14 protein-coding genes, 1 tRNA gene and 2 pseudogenes are annotated in these 12920 nt (G+C 50.9%); 10 read left to right on the top strand and 7 right to left on the bottom strand.

The features are described 5' to 3' along the window. Positions 1-5 precede the first annotated feature (5 nt). Both NR114_RS09135 and NR114_RS09130 read left to right on the top strand, forming a co-directional pair. Positions 6-578, top strand: coding sequence for a 3-hydroxyanthranilate 3,4-dioxygenase (locus NR114_RS09135; RefSeq protein WP_020825584.1), 573 nt, complete (start codon positions 6-8; stop codon positions 576-578). After that, the gene (locus NR114_RS09130; protein ID WP_234529961.1) at positions 575-1570 is read left to right on the top strand and encodes an amidohydrolase family protein; all 996 of its coding nucleotides are present in this window, start codon (positions 575-577) and stop codon (positions 1568-1570) included. The genes NR114_RS09135 and NR114_RS09130 overlap by 4 nt, the downstream gene beginning before the upstream one ends. 62 nt (positions 1571-1632) lie before the next feature. Here the strand turns inward: NR114_RS09130 and NR114_RS09125 are convergent, their stop codons facing one another. Together NR114_RS09125 and NR114_RS09120 are read right to left on the bottom strand one after the other, a co-directional pair. Continuing rightward, complete coding sequence (locus tag NR114_RS09125) at positions 1633-1959, bottom strand: gamma-glutamylcyclotransferase (protein ID WP_256824830.1); 327 nt, start codon at positions 1957-1959, stop codon at positions 1633-1635. Positions 1960-2164: 205 nt separating this feature from the next. Then, positions 2165-3052 (bottom strand): LysR family transcriptional regulator, encoded by an 888-nt coding sequence (locus NR114_RS09120; RefSeq protein WP_234529959.1) that lies wholly within the window; start codon positions 3050-3052, stop codon positions 2165-2167. A 96-nt stretch (positions 3053-3148) separates the two neighbouring features. Here NR114_RS09120 and NR114_RS09115 point away from each other — a divergent pair, with 96 nt between their 5' ends. From NR114_RS09115 to NR114_RS09095, 5 genes and pseudogenes are all read left to right on the top strand, one after another. Beyond that, positions 3149-4084 (top strand): NADP-dependent oxidoreductase, encoded by a 936-nt coding sequence (locus NR114_RS09115; protein ID WP_234529957.1) that lies wholly within the window; start codon positions 3149-3151, stop codon positions 4082-4084. Positions 4085-4176: 92 nt separating this feature from the next. Beyond that, on the top strand, positions 4177-5166 hold the full coding sequence (locus NR114_RS09110; RefSeq protein ID WP_234529956.1) for a zinc-dependent alcohol dehydrogenase family protein: 990 nt from the start codon (positions 4177-4179) through the stop codon (positions 5164-5166). A 41-nt stretch (positions 5167-5207) separates the two neighbouring features. Continuing rightward, positions 5208-6071 carry an SDR family NAD(P)-dependent oxidoreductase gene (locus NR114_RS09105; protein ID WP_234529953.1) on the top strand — a complete coding sequence of 288 codons (864 nt, stop codon included), beginning with the start codon at positions 5208-5210 and terminating at the stop codon, positions 6069-6071. Between the two features lie 201 nt (positions 6072-6272). After that, positions 6273-6692, top strand: coding sequence for a DoxX family protein (locus tag NR114_RS09100; protein WP_217330899.1), 420 nt, complete (start codon positions 6273-6275; stop codon positions 6690-6692). 174 nt (positions 6693-6866) lie between these two features. Further along, positions 6867-6974: pseudogene (locus tag NR114_RS09095) on the top strand (hypothetical protein); the annotation flags it as partial. Positions 6975-7311: 337 nt separating this feature from the next. Here NR114_RS09095 and NR114_RS09090 read toward each other — a convergent pair. Further along, entirely contained in the window at positions 7312-7458 is a 147-nt protein-coding gene (locus tag NR114_RS09090) for a DNA polymerase III subunit theta (RefSeq protein WP_169534190.1), read from the bottom strand. Between the two features lie 1109 nt (positions 7459-8567). Then, a complete protein-coding gene (locus tag NR114_RS09085; RefSeq protein WP_234529949.1) occupies positions 8568-8726 on the bottom strand; it encodes a hypothetical protein in 159 nt (52 codons plus the stop codon). A gap of 160 nt (positions 8727-8886) precedes the next feature. Here NR114_RS09085 and NR114_RS09080 point away from each other — a divergent pair. After that, positions 8887-9320: pseudogene (locus NR114_RS09080) on the top strand (tyrosine-type recombinase/integrase); the annotation flags it as partial. Between the two features lie 24 nt (positions 9321-9344). On the opposite strand, the gene NR114_RS09075 reads toward NR114_RS09080, so the two are convergent. Together NR114_RS09075 and NR114_RS09070 are read right to left on the bottom strand one after the other, a co-directional pair. Continuing rightward, positions 9345-9421 (bottom strand) — tRNA-Arg (locus NR114_RS09075). Positions 9422-9566: 145 nt separating this feature from the next. Further along, the gene (locus tag NR114_RS09070) at positions 9567-9863 is read right to left on the bottom strand and encodes a hypothetical protein (RefSeq protein ID WP_020825567.1); all 297 of its coding nucleotides are present in this window, start codon (positions 9861-9863) and stop codon (positions 9567-9569) included. 414 nt (positions 9864-10277) lie between these two features. Between NR114_RS09070 and folD the strand changes: the two genes are divergently transcribed. Both folD and ybcJ read left to right on the top strand, forming a co-directional pair. Continuing rightward, positions 10278-11144 (top strand): bifunctional methylenetetrahydrofolate dehydrogenase/methenyltetrahydrofolate cyclohydrolase FolD, encoded by an 867-nt coding sequence (folD, locus tag NR114_RS09065; RefSeq protein WP_020825565.1) that lies wholly within the window; start codon positions 10278-10280, stop codon positions 11142-11144. Between the two features lie 10 nt (positions 11145-11154). Next, a complete protein-coding gene (ybcJ, locus tag NR114_RS09060; RefSeq protein ID WP_012005606.1) occupies positions 11155-11367 on the top strand; it encodes a ribosome-associated protein YbcJ in 213 nt (70 codons plus the stop codon). A gap of 67 nt (positions 11368-11434) precedes the next feature. On the opposite strand, the gene cysS is transcribed toward ybcJ, so the two are convergent. Further along, positions 11435-12820 carry a cysteine--tRNA ligase gene (cysS, locus tag NR114_RS09055; protein WP_256814069.1) on the bottom strand — a complete coding sequence of 462 codons (1386 nt, stop codon included), beginning with the start codon at positions 12818-12820 and terminating at the stop codon, positions 11435-11437. Positions 12821-12920 lie beyond the last annotated feature (100 nt).

The following is a 12920-nucleotide window of genomic DNA, read 5'->3' as shown; positions in this document are numbered from 1 at the left end:
TAACAATGTCTAACTTCAAATATGGATTTCCGCTCAATTTCAATACTTGGCTAGACAGTAACGCGCATCGGCTCAAGCCCCCGGTCAATAACCAACAGATCTGGCAGGACAGCGATTACATGGTCACCGTCGTCGGCGGGCCGAACCAGCGCACCGATTTTCACGATAACCCGGTAGAGGAGTTCTTCTACCAGTTTAAAGGGAATGCCTATCTGAACATCTGGGATGACGGCCGTTACGACCGCATCGACCTGCGTGAAGGGGACATTTTCCTGATGGCACCCCATGTGCTTCATTCTCCTCAACGCCCGGAAGAGGGCAGCCTTTGCCTGGTGCTGGAACGGATGCGCCCGGAAAATGAGCCGGACGCCATACAGTGGTCATGCGCGGCCTGCGGCAACCTGATCAAAAGATATGAAATGAACCTCAAGAGCATCGTGGCGGATCTCCCCCCGGTTTATGAACAATTTTATGCAACCAGCGATGAAGAACGCCGCTGCAGCCAGTGCGGCGAGATCCACCCAAGCCGCGATGCACAAACCTGGCATCGCACACTGAAGGCAACAGAAAACCGATGAAAATAGATATCCACTCGCATTTTTTCCCTAAAATCAGCCAACAAGAGGCTGCCAGGCTGGATGTTGAGCGGGCTCCCTGGTTGGCAACCCACGGGCGCGAAGGCCAGATCATGCTCAATGATAAGCCTTTCCGGCCGGTCTATGACGCCCTGTGGGATGCCGAACGCCGCCTGGAACAGCTGGATGAACAGCATATCGATATTCAGATCATGTGCGCCACGCCGGTCATGTTTGCCTATGACGTCGCTCTCGATCGCGCCCTGCCCTGGGTCCAATTGATGAACGATCGGGCGCTGGAGATGGCGTCTGCCAACCCGCGACGGCTGAAGGTGCTGGCGCAGGTTCCCCTGCAGGACAGCGAAGCCGCCTGCCGCGAAGCCAGCCGGGCAAAAGAGTGTGGTCATATTGGCGTGCAAATAGGTAATCACGTGGGGGCAAAGGATCTGGATCATGAATCGCTGATCGTCTTTCTGACCCACTGCGCCCACGAGGGTATCCCGGTGCTGGTACATCCCTGGGATATGATGGGCGGCGCGGAGCGCATGAAGAAATGGATGCTGCCCTGGCTGGTGGCAATGCCGGCGGAAACGCAATTGGCGATCCTCTCTTTGATCCTCTCAGGCGCCTTCGAACGCTTGCCGCGCAGCCTGAAACTCTGCTTTGCCCACGGGGGCGGCAGCTTTGCTTACCTGATGGGGAGGGTTGATAACGCCTGGGAGCAGCGCGATATCGTGCGTGAAGATTGCCCGCATAAACCGTCAAGCTATCTGGATCGCTTCTCCGTCGACTCCGCGGTGTTCGATCCACGGGCGCTAGAGCTTCTGGTGGATACCCTGGGTGCGGAACGGGTCATGCTGGGCTCCGATGCTCCCTTCCCGCTGGGGGAACAACAGATTGGCCATTTGGTCAGCAGCTCTGCCTTGCCGGAGAAAAGTAAGCGTCAGATTTTGGGTGAGAACGCGCAGTCGTTTTTCTGTTTGCCGAACCGGTAATCGCCGCATTTCGGGAACGAGATGGCTCGTTCCCGAGCTAAATATTAGCAACGGCAGCGGCGTTATTGCTTCAGCATGTAGATAAACGAATCGACGACGTCGCCACTTGCCGTAGTCACACTGACGGCCACCCGCTCATACCCTTCTCCCTCAAATTCATCGAGAGTTTGCCAGTGGGCGGCAAGATTGTCGGAACGAAACAGAAAACCCTGAACCCGGCTGCCGCTGTTATCCAGCACGATGCCCGGATAGCCCATTTCGGCGCCCCACCCTGCATTCAGCAGCGTTCCTCCCACACTGCCCTCTTCCCAACCCCCGCCGATACTTTCCATGATGTGCGCGTTTGGCCGCCCTGGCCCTAACGTCCCGTAAACAAACAAACTCAACATGTTATGTCCTGCATTCTGATGATTTGCTACAGAAACTAGCACAGCGTCGGCAGCCAACATAGTCGTTAGCCGGGTAATTAAATGGATTTTCGAGCCAGGGACTGGAGGACAGCGTTGCAGGCGGTTCAATGGCTGCTTGCACGCTTAAGTGCAGCCATCATTCACTGCTTACCCGACAGGATCGCCGGTTTTGTTTTTCGAACCGTTAATGATGAATACTGCTTTCCTGTGAAAATGTTTCCTTCAATAAATCAATAAAGGCTCTTAATCTTCCGGTGACATAGCGTCTACTCGGATAGAGGCACCATAAAATCAGCTCTGGCTGTTCACTTACCCCCAGGTGAAGCAACCTGCCGGCTTTGATGTCATCGGCGACCAAAGCTTCCGGTAGCAGTGCGGAACCGACTCCCGAAATGAGGGTGGAACGGGTGATAAACGGAGAGGAGATATATAACTCCGTGTTCACATTGAAATGTCGTGGTTCCCCATCCAAAACGGTACTAATTTGATTCGGTTTCCAGTGCGTTCCAATACTGATGAAAGGAAGTTCTGTGAGCGGGTCTCCCAAAGCCAGTTGTTCCCTATATTGCGGTGACGCAACAAATATTAATGTCTCTTTGAATATTTTTATACCTATCATCTCTTCATCCGCCATCGGATTTACACGAATAACGGCATCGAAACCTTCTCGAATAGGATCAACCAATCTGCTGTCAGCAATAAGTTCAAGTTCGACCAATGGGTAAAGCGCTCTATAACGAGCAGCCAGTTTACCCAAGGTATCAAATGCAATAACGGGAGGAACGCTAATCCGTAATTTTCCTGAGGGGCTACCGGTCTGTTCCATCATGTCAGTTTTGATGTCGTTGAGCTCGTTAACCAAAGGCTTTATCCGCTCGAATAGCAGGGTTCCTTCGGCGGTCAAGGTGAAACCGGTATTCGTGCGTTCAAACAAGCGCGTTTGCAGTTCATCTTCCAACTGACGGATCCGCCGTGAAATAGAGGCTTTAGGCGTCATCGTTGCGCGACTTGCCGCGCTGAAGCTGCCGTGTGTAATCACACTTATGAAGTCCTGCAATGCATTCATATTCATGAGCTGTCTCATTTTTGGTCCGCGGCGTCCATAATTTAGCATCTTATTAATTATTATTGGTACGGATATAGTGAAAAAATAGCTTAGGAGATCAACATGAATCAGCAATTAGCAGCAGTTATGTATAGTTATGGCGCTGAGGGCACGATCAAAATTCAGCCCATCAACAGGCCCCAGGTCTCACCGGGCAAGGTCATTGTGGAGATCGCCGCCGCAGGGGTTAATCCATTAGACTGGAAACTGCGTGATGGCCTGCTTAAGCATATATTCCCATTAACTTTTCCCTGTATTTTGGGTGGCGAGTTCGCAGGAAAGATTGTTGAAGTGGGGGCTGGCGTCACCACCTTCAACGTCGGCGATCGCGTGATAGGGAAGCCTGTGAACCGCGGGGCATTTGCCGAAACGATAGAAATTGAGCCGGAACTGTTAATCCCCATCCCCGATGATCTGGACGAAACCGTCGCAGCAACCCTGCCGGTTGCCGGCTCGACGGCATGGACGGGGTTATTTGATATCGGGGAATTAACGGCTGGGCAAACCGTTTTGATCCAGGGTGCGGCTGGCGGAGTAGGCTCTTTGGCTGTTCCTTTGGCTCATCGCGCAGGGGCAAAGGTCATCGCTACGGCTTCGCAAAAAAACAGAGATTATGTCAAGTCATTGGGTGCCACAGATGTCGTTGACTATAACGACGCTCATGCCTTATCGATGATAAAGGGAGTTGACCTCGTTCTTGACTTGGTCGGTGGAAGCTCCCTGGAAGCACTCTGGAACACTCTGGCGCCAAACGGCCGAATTGTAAGTTCTGTTGCCGTTGATATCGCAGAAAAAATACCTGACAGCCAACCAGGAAAAGGGACATTTTTTCAAATGAAATTTGACCCTGCCAAATTGAATTCTATTGCGAAAGAGATTGCCAAAGGTGAGATTCCCTTCACGCCTCCGCGAGTATTTTATTTAAAGGATACTTCGTTAGCGCTGGACTCCGTCAAGAGCGGAGGATACCGGGGGAAAACCGTCATACGCATGAAATAATGGAACAGGCATAAAATTACACTTATTTTTGTGTCAAAAACTCCAGTCATAAATTCGTATTAGTTTACGTGTTTTATATAAAGGGGAACAAAATGGCGCGGGTTATCCAGTTTGATCGTGTCGGTGAACCAGATGTATTAAAAATTGTGGACGTGGATCTCCCTGCCTTAGCCGCCGATGAGGTCAGTATTAAGGTGAAAGCTATCGGTTTAAATCGGGCGGAGGCACTACTGCGTCGCGGTAAGTATGCATTTCCTCCGGTATTTCCGCAGCGAATGGGCTATGAAGCGGCCGGGATTATCGACGCCGTTGGTGCACAAGTGCAAGGCCTTATCCCTGGCGACGCGGTGAGTGTTATCCCTTCACTGGCTATGGATCGGTGGCCCACCTATGGTGAAACTATTCACTACCCAGCCCGTTACGTGGTTAAGCATCCGGAAAATTTATCCTGGGAGCAAGCAGCCTCGGCGTGGATGCAGTACATCACGGCATATGGGGCACTGGTTGACGTTGCAGAAGTGACCTCTGGCGACTATGTCATGGTCACTGCCGCTTCCAGTAGCGTTGGTATCGCCGCGATTCAAATTGCCAACATGCTTGGCGCTCGGGTGATAGCAACCTCAAGAACCGAATCCAAACGCCAGGCGTTACTCGATATCGGTGCATCATGGGTTGTCACTTCCCAGGGTGAGAAAAGCGTAGCTGAAGTTAAAGAAATCACCGGCGATAGGCCGCCGCGAGTTATCTTCGATTGTATTGGGGGGGAAGGTGTGCCCACGCTATGCGAGATCTTGGCGCCCGGAGGCACGCTGATAGAGTACGGCAATCTGAGCGGTGAAAACACCCCTTTCCCGGCAAATTTGGCGATCCCGAAAGGCCTGACAATCAGGGGATTTGCTTACAGCGAAATTGTAGGAAATGCGGCGCGCCTCGCCAACGCTAAAACCTTTATTTTGGCGGCGCTTAGTCGTGGCGAATTAAAGCCGGTTATAGCGAAATCCTTTGTGTTTGATCAGATAGTTGCGGCACATCAATATCTAGAAGCGAACGCCCAGCTAGGCAAAATTGTTGTCACCGTTTAAGCGAAGATGAAGGCCCTGGCCCTTGTCATCAGGAGCAAATAATGCAAACAGAAAAAGATGTCATCGCCGTTATTACAGGATCAAGCAAGGGAATAGGTAAGGGAATAGCAAAGGAACTGGGACGGCAAGGTGCGATTGTCTATGTTACCGGTCGTGACCAGGAGTCAGTCGAAAAGGTGGTCAGTGAAATAACCCACGCGGGGGGGCAAGGAGTAGCGGTTGTTTGCGATATGTCTGACGATGCGCAGATAGCACGCCTATTTAAACAGGTGGAGCAGAAGCACGGTTATCTCAATATCCTCGTCAATAATGCCACCACGCTTAACAGCCAAATGGGAGTGAAACCCTTTTGGGAAGCCACCATCCATCTTGCCGATATACTGGATGTTGGCTTACGTTCCCATCATGTTGCGACTTGGCATGCGGCGCGCTTGTTGCTTGCCGGTGGGCGCGGGTTAATCGTCAACGTATCTTTCTATGCCGATGCGAAGGTGCATGATCCAGCCTATTACGCTTCAAAGGCAGGCCTGGATAAATTGGCCGCTTCCTACGCCGAGCACTTCGCCCCCTTTAACGTTTCCGCCGTATCCCTATGGCCAGGTTTCGTAGCCACAGAGACGATGGTTGAGCTTGCCAACTCAGACCCGAAAACGCGCGCGCTCCGTGACACATTAGGATTTGAGAGCCCTGAATTCTGTGGACGCGTGGTTTGGGCGCTATTTAGCGACCCTAACTTAAAGGCCTTATCCGGCAGTACATTACTGACGGCTGAAGTGGGTGAGCATTATAATATAATCGATAACAATGGGCATATACCAAAATCCTTACGTCAATTATATGGTAGCCCTCCCGCTGAGCACGACATCATGAATAAGCAGGCGAGCACTGAGAATAAGAAGATGTGAGCGTAATGCGGGGGGATAATAACGTCGTTAGTTTATTGTTTAAGCACTCTTTACTTTTATTCAGGCCACAACTATTACTCCCCCAGCCCAGGGTTTAGCCACCACCATCAGCGAGCCATTGAATACGCGGCCCGGTGTGTAATTACAAACTGGCCGTTGATTTTTAATGTGTATATTATTTAATATTTTGAGGAAGCGTTAATGTCTATAAAAGGCAAAATTGACAATATCATCGACAACAAATTATTCTTCGGTTTAGTGTCAGTTTTAATGAGAGTACTTCTTTCATCTGTATTCATTATTGCTGGAATAGGTAAAATTTCGGCTTATAACGCGACAGCTGAGTATATGGCGTCGATGGGCGTACCAGCAATATTATTGCCTTTGGTGATATTAACCGAGCTAGGCGGCGGTGTGGCTCTTTTACTGGGCTTTCAGACGAGGATTGTCGCCATTCTGTTCTTCGGATTCTGTATCATCTCAGGACTGATTTTTCACAGTGGTCCCGACCTACAAAGTCAGTTGATGCTGATGAAAAACATCACGATGTCCGGTGGTTTTATCGCCCTGTTTCTCTTAGGGGCTGGCGGGTTTAGTCTGGATAATAGAAACAACCCTTAGTCAGTATTCTCCGGCAAACCGCAGGCAAGCGTCTGAATGCACTAACACATCATGAGCCGCTCAGGGCGGCCATTATAGATTCATTTTCTGTGGGTCGTATTGGCTAGCGCTCGTGCGAGAAGTCTAGGGGGCTGACACTTGCAGCAAGGTTCATGCTGCCAAGGCTGGTGCTCAGAGGGTAGCAAATCTGGCCGCGCGATAGTTGTCGCTCTCAACGACACCTATCGCGCAATTCTGCGGCGACAGGTTGGCAATCATCATATATGGTTATTTGTACATAAAGCCCCGGTGAAAAATACAGCAACGTATTACGCAGTTCCGTTCGTAACCGACCACTAACCACGACTGAACAACGGCTCAACTATCGCTGAAGAATTATCGTTGCCCCCAATCACGCACCTTGTTCGTAGGAATCTGGCCGATATATGGAGTAAGCTGATGGCCTTAAATAAACTGCAGTGGAGGATATGGCCCTTTCATGGCTTTCATCCTTTTCTTTTTTCCATGAATTGCTCCCATTTAAAAACCCGCCGTAGCGGGTTCTGTTATTTATTATGGTTGGCTTCTACCATTTTCTGATAAATCGGCTCGGATCCTATTGATAGCCTTATACTCACCTCTAAGTAGTCCAATGTGCCACACGCTCAAGAAAGTATTCATGCAGATCTCTAGGCTGCTCTCTCCACCTAATAGCTATCACTGGCTGGTTAATACGCTCTTTGTTCGCTAAACCTGGCGCCGTAAGATCCAGGTTCACCTTGTCCATATTCTTCTTTTGGTTAATTTCCGGGGTTGTATGACATAGGATCCTACTATTGAGGAGGATTATACGTCAGCATTGTCGATGACACGCACTGAATGCCCCTGCAATACCATCAGGCTAATCGCAGAACGTCGTCCAAATGCAAGTAATTGTTTATGCTAAATTTAAACGCTAAATCAAGTCTTTTCCCAAAATCATCTTTAACTTATAAGTCGCCGAACAAATGTATACAGGGATGAACTTATTTTTTATTTTTAAACACGAAGCCCCTTCCCCACCAAATGAAAGAGTGATCAACCCTGCCGATGCAAGAGATAGAGCTAACCTATAATCCTCTTCTGTTTTCACTTCATAGTTATTTGAGCTCTTTAGTTCACAAACAATGCATCCCACGACCCCCTCCTTACAGAAGCTAATTATTCATATTCGTATAATTCATATTGGCAAGTGCAGAGAAATCATATTGCAATTTAATGGAACGCTCTTTTCAATGTGTGCGATTCTCACACCATTGGATCAGACTGGATACTGGGTTGGTGAGATTGATAAAGCCGGTTTCAATTCCAACGTATAACTGCCGATATTACCCTGATATCACCTTGCAACGCTGATTGTTCGTAAGGCTGAATAGTAATTCAAGGAGCAGAAAGACGATTGGCGCTGGCGACGTTTATATCCGTTCCACTCATTCATCAGGGATGCGCTCAGCAGCGCATTTATTGTTTTTGATCGCATCCTGATTTCCGCTGATAGATTTCACTCTCCTGATGTAATGGCTGCTCTCTCTGCTGATGTTTTGCCATGATTGCGCAATTTCGGGTGTCTTCCGTGTGCAAGATGCTGATCGGTCCTGACTGCTGCACAAGCATATTTCCCTGCTCGGCGTTTTGTTACCAAGCCAGTTCCCGCCGGTGAGAAAACTGCGAGAATGTCACTGATGTCATCCCAGCTATGGTGACCATTTGGCATTTCCATAACTTCCCCTCCCTGGACTCTGCCCCGATGCAGGGTGATAGAAATGAAAAAGGCCGCTTATGCGGCCTTAAATTATGTTTTGGGAAATTTTATGCATTCTTCCTTCAGTTGCACGCAGCCCCCTGACTCTGGGTTGCTTACAGCCCAATCGGATTCTGAAGAACCAACGCCTGCACGACTGTCAGCAAATTACCTTGCTTGGTGCTTTCCTGTTGGAGTTTCACTGCTGTTTCGCGGCTTACACCAAATGCCTCGGCCAAGATTTTAGCGTCAAAACCAGAAAAGATATTATTCATGTTGAGCCTCACTAGGATTAGTTAATAAACTATGTTTGATAATTCATTGTTAACTTGCATTTTTAAGTTAAACAAACCCTAGTCTTCCTACCATTTAGTTGAGTTGTGCCCTCTCTGATACAAAAATAAGATCACAATGCCATGACAATAGGATTCGGCCCCAGACGTAAACGAGTCGATGAAAACCATTGGTACAGCTCCTAACGATACTGCTTACAAACGTGCGGGATCAGATTGGTCGCTACTAGGGGTATGTTTTTGTACATATTACAGCACGCAAACGTCCTGACGGAGGTATGGCACCAGCAAATGCGCGTTGACGATAACTCAGCATGGAATACAGATAAGCAGCGGACTGGAATAACTGATTTTTGATCTCATGACCTTCGCCATACATGGGCAAGCTAGTTAGTTCAGGCAGGGGTACCTTTATCAGCCCTTCAGGAAATGGGCGGCTGGGAAAGCCTTGAAATGGTTCAGCGTAACGCGCATTTGGAACTCAATCATTTAACTGAACATGTGAGGCAGATCGATGCGATTTTTGGAGGCTTAGTCCCAAATCTGTCCCATATTGAAATTGAGAAGCTTGAGTGATGGCTGTAAGTCATTGTTTCTTAATGGTACGCCCTACAGGGCTCGAACCTGTGACCTACGGCTTAGAAGGCCGTTGCTCTATCCAACTGAGCTAAGGGCGCATTGGGATGCGGCAACCGGGAGTTGCGGGTTGGATTATACGGTCAGAGATCATTGAGTCAATGCCTTTTCATGACGTTACGTCAGCAGCCGTGCTTTATGATGAATTTTCAGTCATTACCGCCGCCCCGCATTGAGTTAACCGCGTCATTTCCCTTGGGTTAAGTCCGGTAACAGGCTGCTGTTACGCTGTACCAGGCCGGCATCAGCCTGTTCTGGCATACGATCCGACTGTTGCTGTTCTGCCGGACGCTGCAGGCAAACTCGAGCCGAGCGCACCATCGCGTTGATGTTTCCCCAATCGGCATGCTGAGCCGCCAACAGGTTGCAAGCCGCCGATAACGGCTGCAGTAAGGCTGCGCTAACCGGTGCGGCATTTAACGAAGCCTGCGCCATTGGCCCCCATACCAGCAGCATAAAACCCATCCCTTTGATGTTTCTCATGCACGCAACCTCCGGCACAATGCGCCCAGGCGCGTTCTCCATGAAGGCGGCGTTTTGTGTGCGGCAAGCTGATGCAGGGCAATCAGCTGCGCAACGTCAGCCGGATGCAAGGACGAATCGAATACCGTTTCCCCCACGTGTCTTGGTTGGCATGCCTGGCTATCAACAGGCAGGTGTAAAAAGTGCAACCGGGTAATGAGCATCATGATTTTGACTCCCGTCCTCAGTGTGAATAGCCACAGCTTACGCAGCGAGCGGTAAAAAAGGCGTAGAGGATCCTGTCGTTGGCATAAAAAAAGCGTAAATCACACCTGGCAAACACCGCCGATCGCGATTCAGCGCCTGACAGCGCGCTCCGCTTCTGACAAAATAGTGTCATCCCCCGCTTTTCTTAATTGATGGATTTCCTCACTGATGTCAGCAAAGATTATTGATGGTAAAACGATTGCGCAGCAGGTTAGAAACGAAGTGGCTGAGCAAGTTAAACAACGTCTGGCCGCCGGAAAACGCGCTCCGGGCCTGGCTGTCGTATTGGTTGGCGAGAACCCCGCCTCACAGATTTACGTCGCCAGCAAGCGCCGCGCCTGTGATGAAGTGGGCTTCCTCTCCCGCTCTTACGATCTGCCTGCCACCACCAGTGAGGCTGAACTGCTGGCGCTGATCGATCGGCTGAACGCCGACGGCGAGATCGACGGCATTTTAGTGCAGCTACCGCTGCCGGCCGGTATCGACAACGTCAAAGTGCTGGAGCGTATTCATCCGGATAAAGACGTCGACGGTTTCCATCCGTACAACGTTGGCCGCCTGTGCCAACGTGCGCCAAAACTGCGCCCTTGCACCCCACGCGGTATCGTCACCCTGCTTGAGCGTTACAACATCGATACCTATGGCCTGAATGCCGTAGTGGTTGGCGCGTCCAACATCGTCGGCCGCCCAATGAGCATGGAGCTGCTGTTGGCCGGGTGCACCACCACCGTAACCCACCGTTTCACCAAGAACCTGCGCCACCACGTTGAAAACGCCGATCTGCTGGTCGTGGCGGTCGGCAAACCGGGCTTTATTCCGGGCGACTGGATAAAACCTGGCGCTATCGTGGTGGACGTCGGCATTAACCGTCTGGAAAGTGGTAAAGTGGTCGGCGACGTGGATTTTGACGCCGCAAGCGAACGCGCCGCCTACATAACTCCGGTTCCGGGTGGCGTGGGTCCAATGACCGTTGCTACACTGATCCAAAATACCTTGCAGGCCTGCGAGGAATATCACGACGTTCAACCTAAATAAGTAAGGCAGTATGGAAACTTTTAATCTGGATAATCACCCGCACGTCGAACTGTGCGACCTGCTCAAATTCCAGGGCTGGTGTGAAAGCGGCGGTGCCGCCAAAGAAGTCATCGCCGATGGGCAGGTGAAAGTGAACGGCAAAGTCGAAACGCGCAAACGCTGCAAAATCGTTGCCGATCAGGTCGTGGAGTTTAACGGCGGTAAGGTTGTAGTTAAGCCGTAAACCCCGCTCCATAGAAAAGGCGCTGAAGATTAACTCAGCGCCTTTTTTGTTTGTAGCCTAAAGCGGATTACTTACGGCGCCAGGTGGTTCCCTGCGGGCCATCTTCCAGCACGATGTTCATCTCATTCAAGCGATCGCGCGCGGCATCCGCCAACGCCCAATCTTTGGCTTTACGCGCATCGTTACGCTGCTTGATCAAGGCTTCGATCTCCGCCACTTCAGCATCATCGACCTGTGCGCCGCTCTGCAGGAACTGTTCAGGTTCCTGCTGCAGCAGACCGAGCACCTTCGCCAGCTTGCGCAGTTCTGCAGCCATGCCGTTCGCCGCCGTCAGGTCTTCAGCTTTCAGACGGTTAACCTCACGCGCCAAATCAAACAGCGCCGAGTAAGCTTCCGGCGTGTTGAAGTCGTCGTCCATGGCTTCACGGAAACGGGCTTCAAACACGTCGCCGCCGGCCGGTTGGGCGTTGGCATCTGTGCCACGCAGCGCAGTGTACAGGCGTTCCAGAGCGGTACGGGCCTGCTTCAGATTCTCTTCGCTGTAGTTCAACTGGCTGCGATAGTGGCCGGACATCAGGAAGTAACGCACGGTTTCAGCGTCGTAGTAACCCAGTACGTCGCGAATAGTGAAGAAGTTATCCAGGGATTTCGACATTTTTTCTTTGTCGATCATCACCATGCCGGAGTGCATCCAGTAATTGACGTACGGGCCGTCGTGGGCGCAGCTCGACTGGGCAATTTCGTTCTCGTGGTGCGGGAACATCAGATCGGAACCGCCACCGTGGATATCAAAATGGGTACCAAGCTGCTTGCAGTTCATGGCAGAACATTCAATGTGCCAACCCGGACGCCCTGCACCCCAAGGCGACGCCCAGCTCGGTTCGCCCGGCTTGGACATCTTCCACAGCACGAAGTCCATCGGGTTGCGTTTCACGTCGTCGATTTCCACGCGCGCACCGGCCTGCAGCTGATCCAGATCCTGGCGTGACAGCAAACCGTATTGCGGATCGCTGTCGATGGAGAACATCACATCGCCGTTGCTGGACACATACGCGTGATCGCGATCGATCAGGCGCTGGGTGATCTCAATGATCTCGGCGATATGCTGGGTCGCACGCGGTTCAATGTCCGGGCGTTCGATCAGCAGAGAATCGAAGTCGGCGTGCATCTCCGCCAGCATGCGTGCGGTCAGTTGATCGCAGCTTTCGCCATTTTCAGTCGCGCGGCGGATAATTTTGTCGTCAACGTCGGTGACGTTACGCACATAGTTCAGCGAGTAGCCGAGATAGCGCAGATAACGTGCCACCACGTCGAAAGCAACGAAGGTACGCCCATGTCCGATATGACACAGGTCATAGATGGTTACCCCGCACACGTACATGCCCACTTTACCGGCATGAATGGGTTTAAATTCCTCTTTTTGACGACTCAGGGTATTAAAAATCTTTAGCATCGGGACATTCCGTGGTGTGCGTGATAACAAAAATGATAACCAGGGTTAAGGTTGTTCACCCAGCAGCGTATTGAAACCCGAAGCCTGATCTAATGCAAGG

Origin of the sequence: Serratia sp. Ser99, assembly GCF_024519545.1 — a bacterium.
GTDB classification, from domain to species: Bacteria; Pseudomonadota; Gammaproteobacteria; order Enterobacterales; family Enterobacteriaceae; genus Serratia; species Serratia liquefaciens.
This window is presented reverse-complemented; position numbering and strand designations above follow the sequence as displayed.

What these genes read in the sequence shown, in the direction of transcription:
- folD (WP_020825565.1), top strand. Translation starts at nt 10,278, where the DNA reads ATGTCAGCAAAGATTATTGATGGTAAAACGATTGCGCAGCAGGTTAGA.
- ybcJ (WP_012005606.1), top strand. Translation starts at nt 11,155, where the DNA reads ATGGAAACTTTTAATCTGGATAATCACCCGCACGTCGAACTGTGCGAC.
- NR114_RS09110 (WP_234529956.1), top strand. Translation starts at nt 4,177, where the DNA reads ATGGCGCGGGTTATCCAGTTTGATCGTGTCGGTGAACCAGATGTATTA.
- NR114_RS09070 (WP_020825567.1), bottom strand. Translation starts at nt 9,863, where the DNA reads ATGAGAAACATCAAAGGGATGGGTTTTATGCTGCTGGTATGGGGGCCA.
- NR114_RS09120 (WP_234529959.1), bottom strand. Translation starts at nt 3,052, where the DNA reads ATGAATATGAATGCATTGCAGGACTTCATAAGTGTGATTACACACGGC.
- NR114_RS09100 (WP_217330899.1), top strand. Translation starts at nt 6,273, where the DNA reads ATGTCTATAAAAGGCAAAATTGACAATATCATCGACAACAAATTATTC.
- NR114_RS09115 (WP_234529957.1), top strand. Translation starts at nt 3,149, where the DNA reads ATGAATCAGCAATTAGCAGCAGTTATGTATAGTTATGGCGCTGAGGGC.
- NR114_RS09090 (WP_169534190.1), bottom strand. Translation starts at nt 7,458, where the DNA reads ATGGACAAGGTGAACCTGGATCTTACGGCGCCAGGTTTAGCGAACAAA.
- NR114_RS09085 (WP_234529949.1), bottom strand. Translation starts at nt 8,726, where the DNA reads ATGAATAATATCTTTTCTGGTTTTGACGCTAAAATCTTGGCCGAGGCA.
- NR114_RS09135 (WP_020825584.1), top strand. Translation starts at nt 6, where the DNA reads ATGTCTAACTTCAAATATGGATTTCCGCTCAATTTCAATACTTGGCTA.
- NR114_RS09130 (WP_234529961.1), top strand. Translation starts at nt 575, where the DNA reads ATGAAAATAGATATCCACTCGCATTTTTTCCCTAAAATCAGCCAACAA.
- cysS (WP_256814069.1), bottom strand. Translation starts at nt 12,820, where the DNA reads ATGCTAAAGATTTTTAATACCCTGAGTCGTCAAAAAGAGGAATTTAAA.
- NR114_RS09105 (WP_234529953.1), top strand. Translation starts at nt 5,208, where the DNA reads ATGCAAACAGAAAAAGATGTCATCGCCGTTATTACAGGATCAAGCAAG.
- NR114_RS09125 (WP_256824830.1), bottom strand. Translation starts at nt 1,959, where the DNA reads ATGTTGAGTTTGTTTGTTTACGGGACGTTAGGGCCAGGGCGGCCAAAC.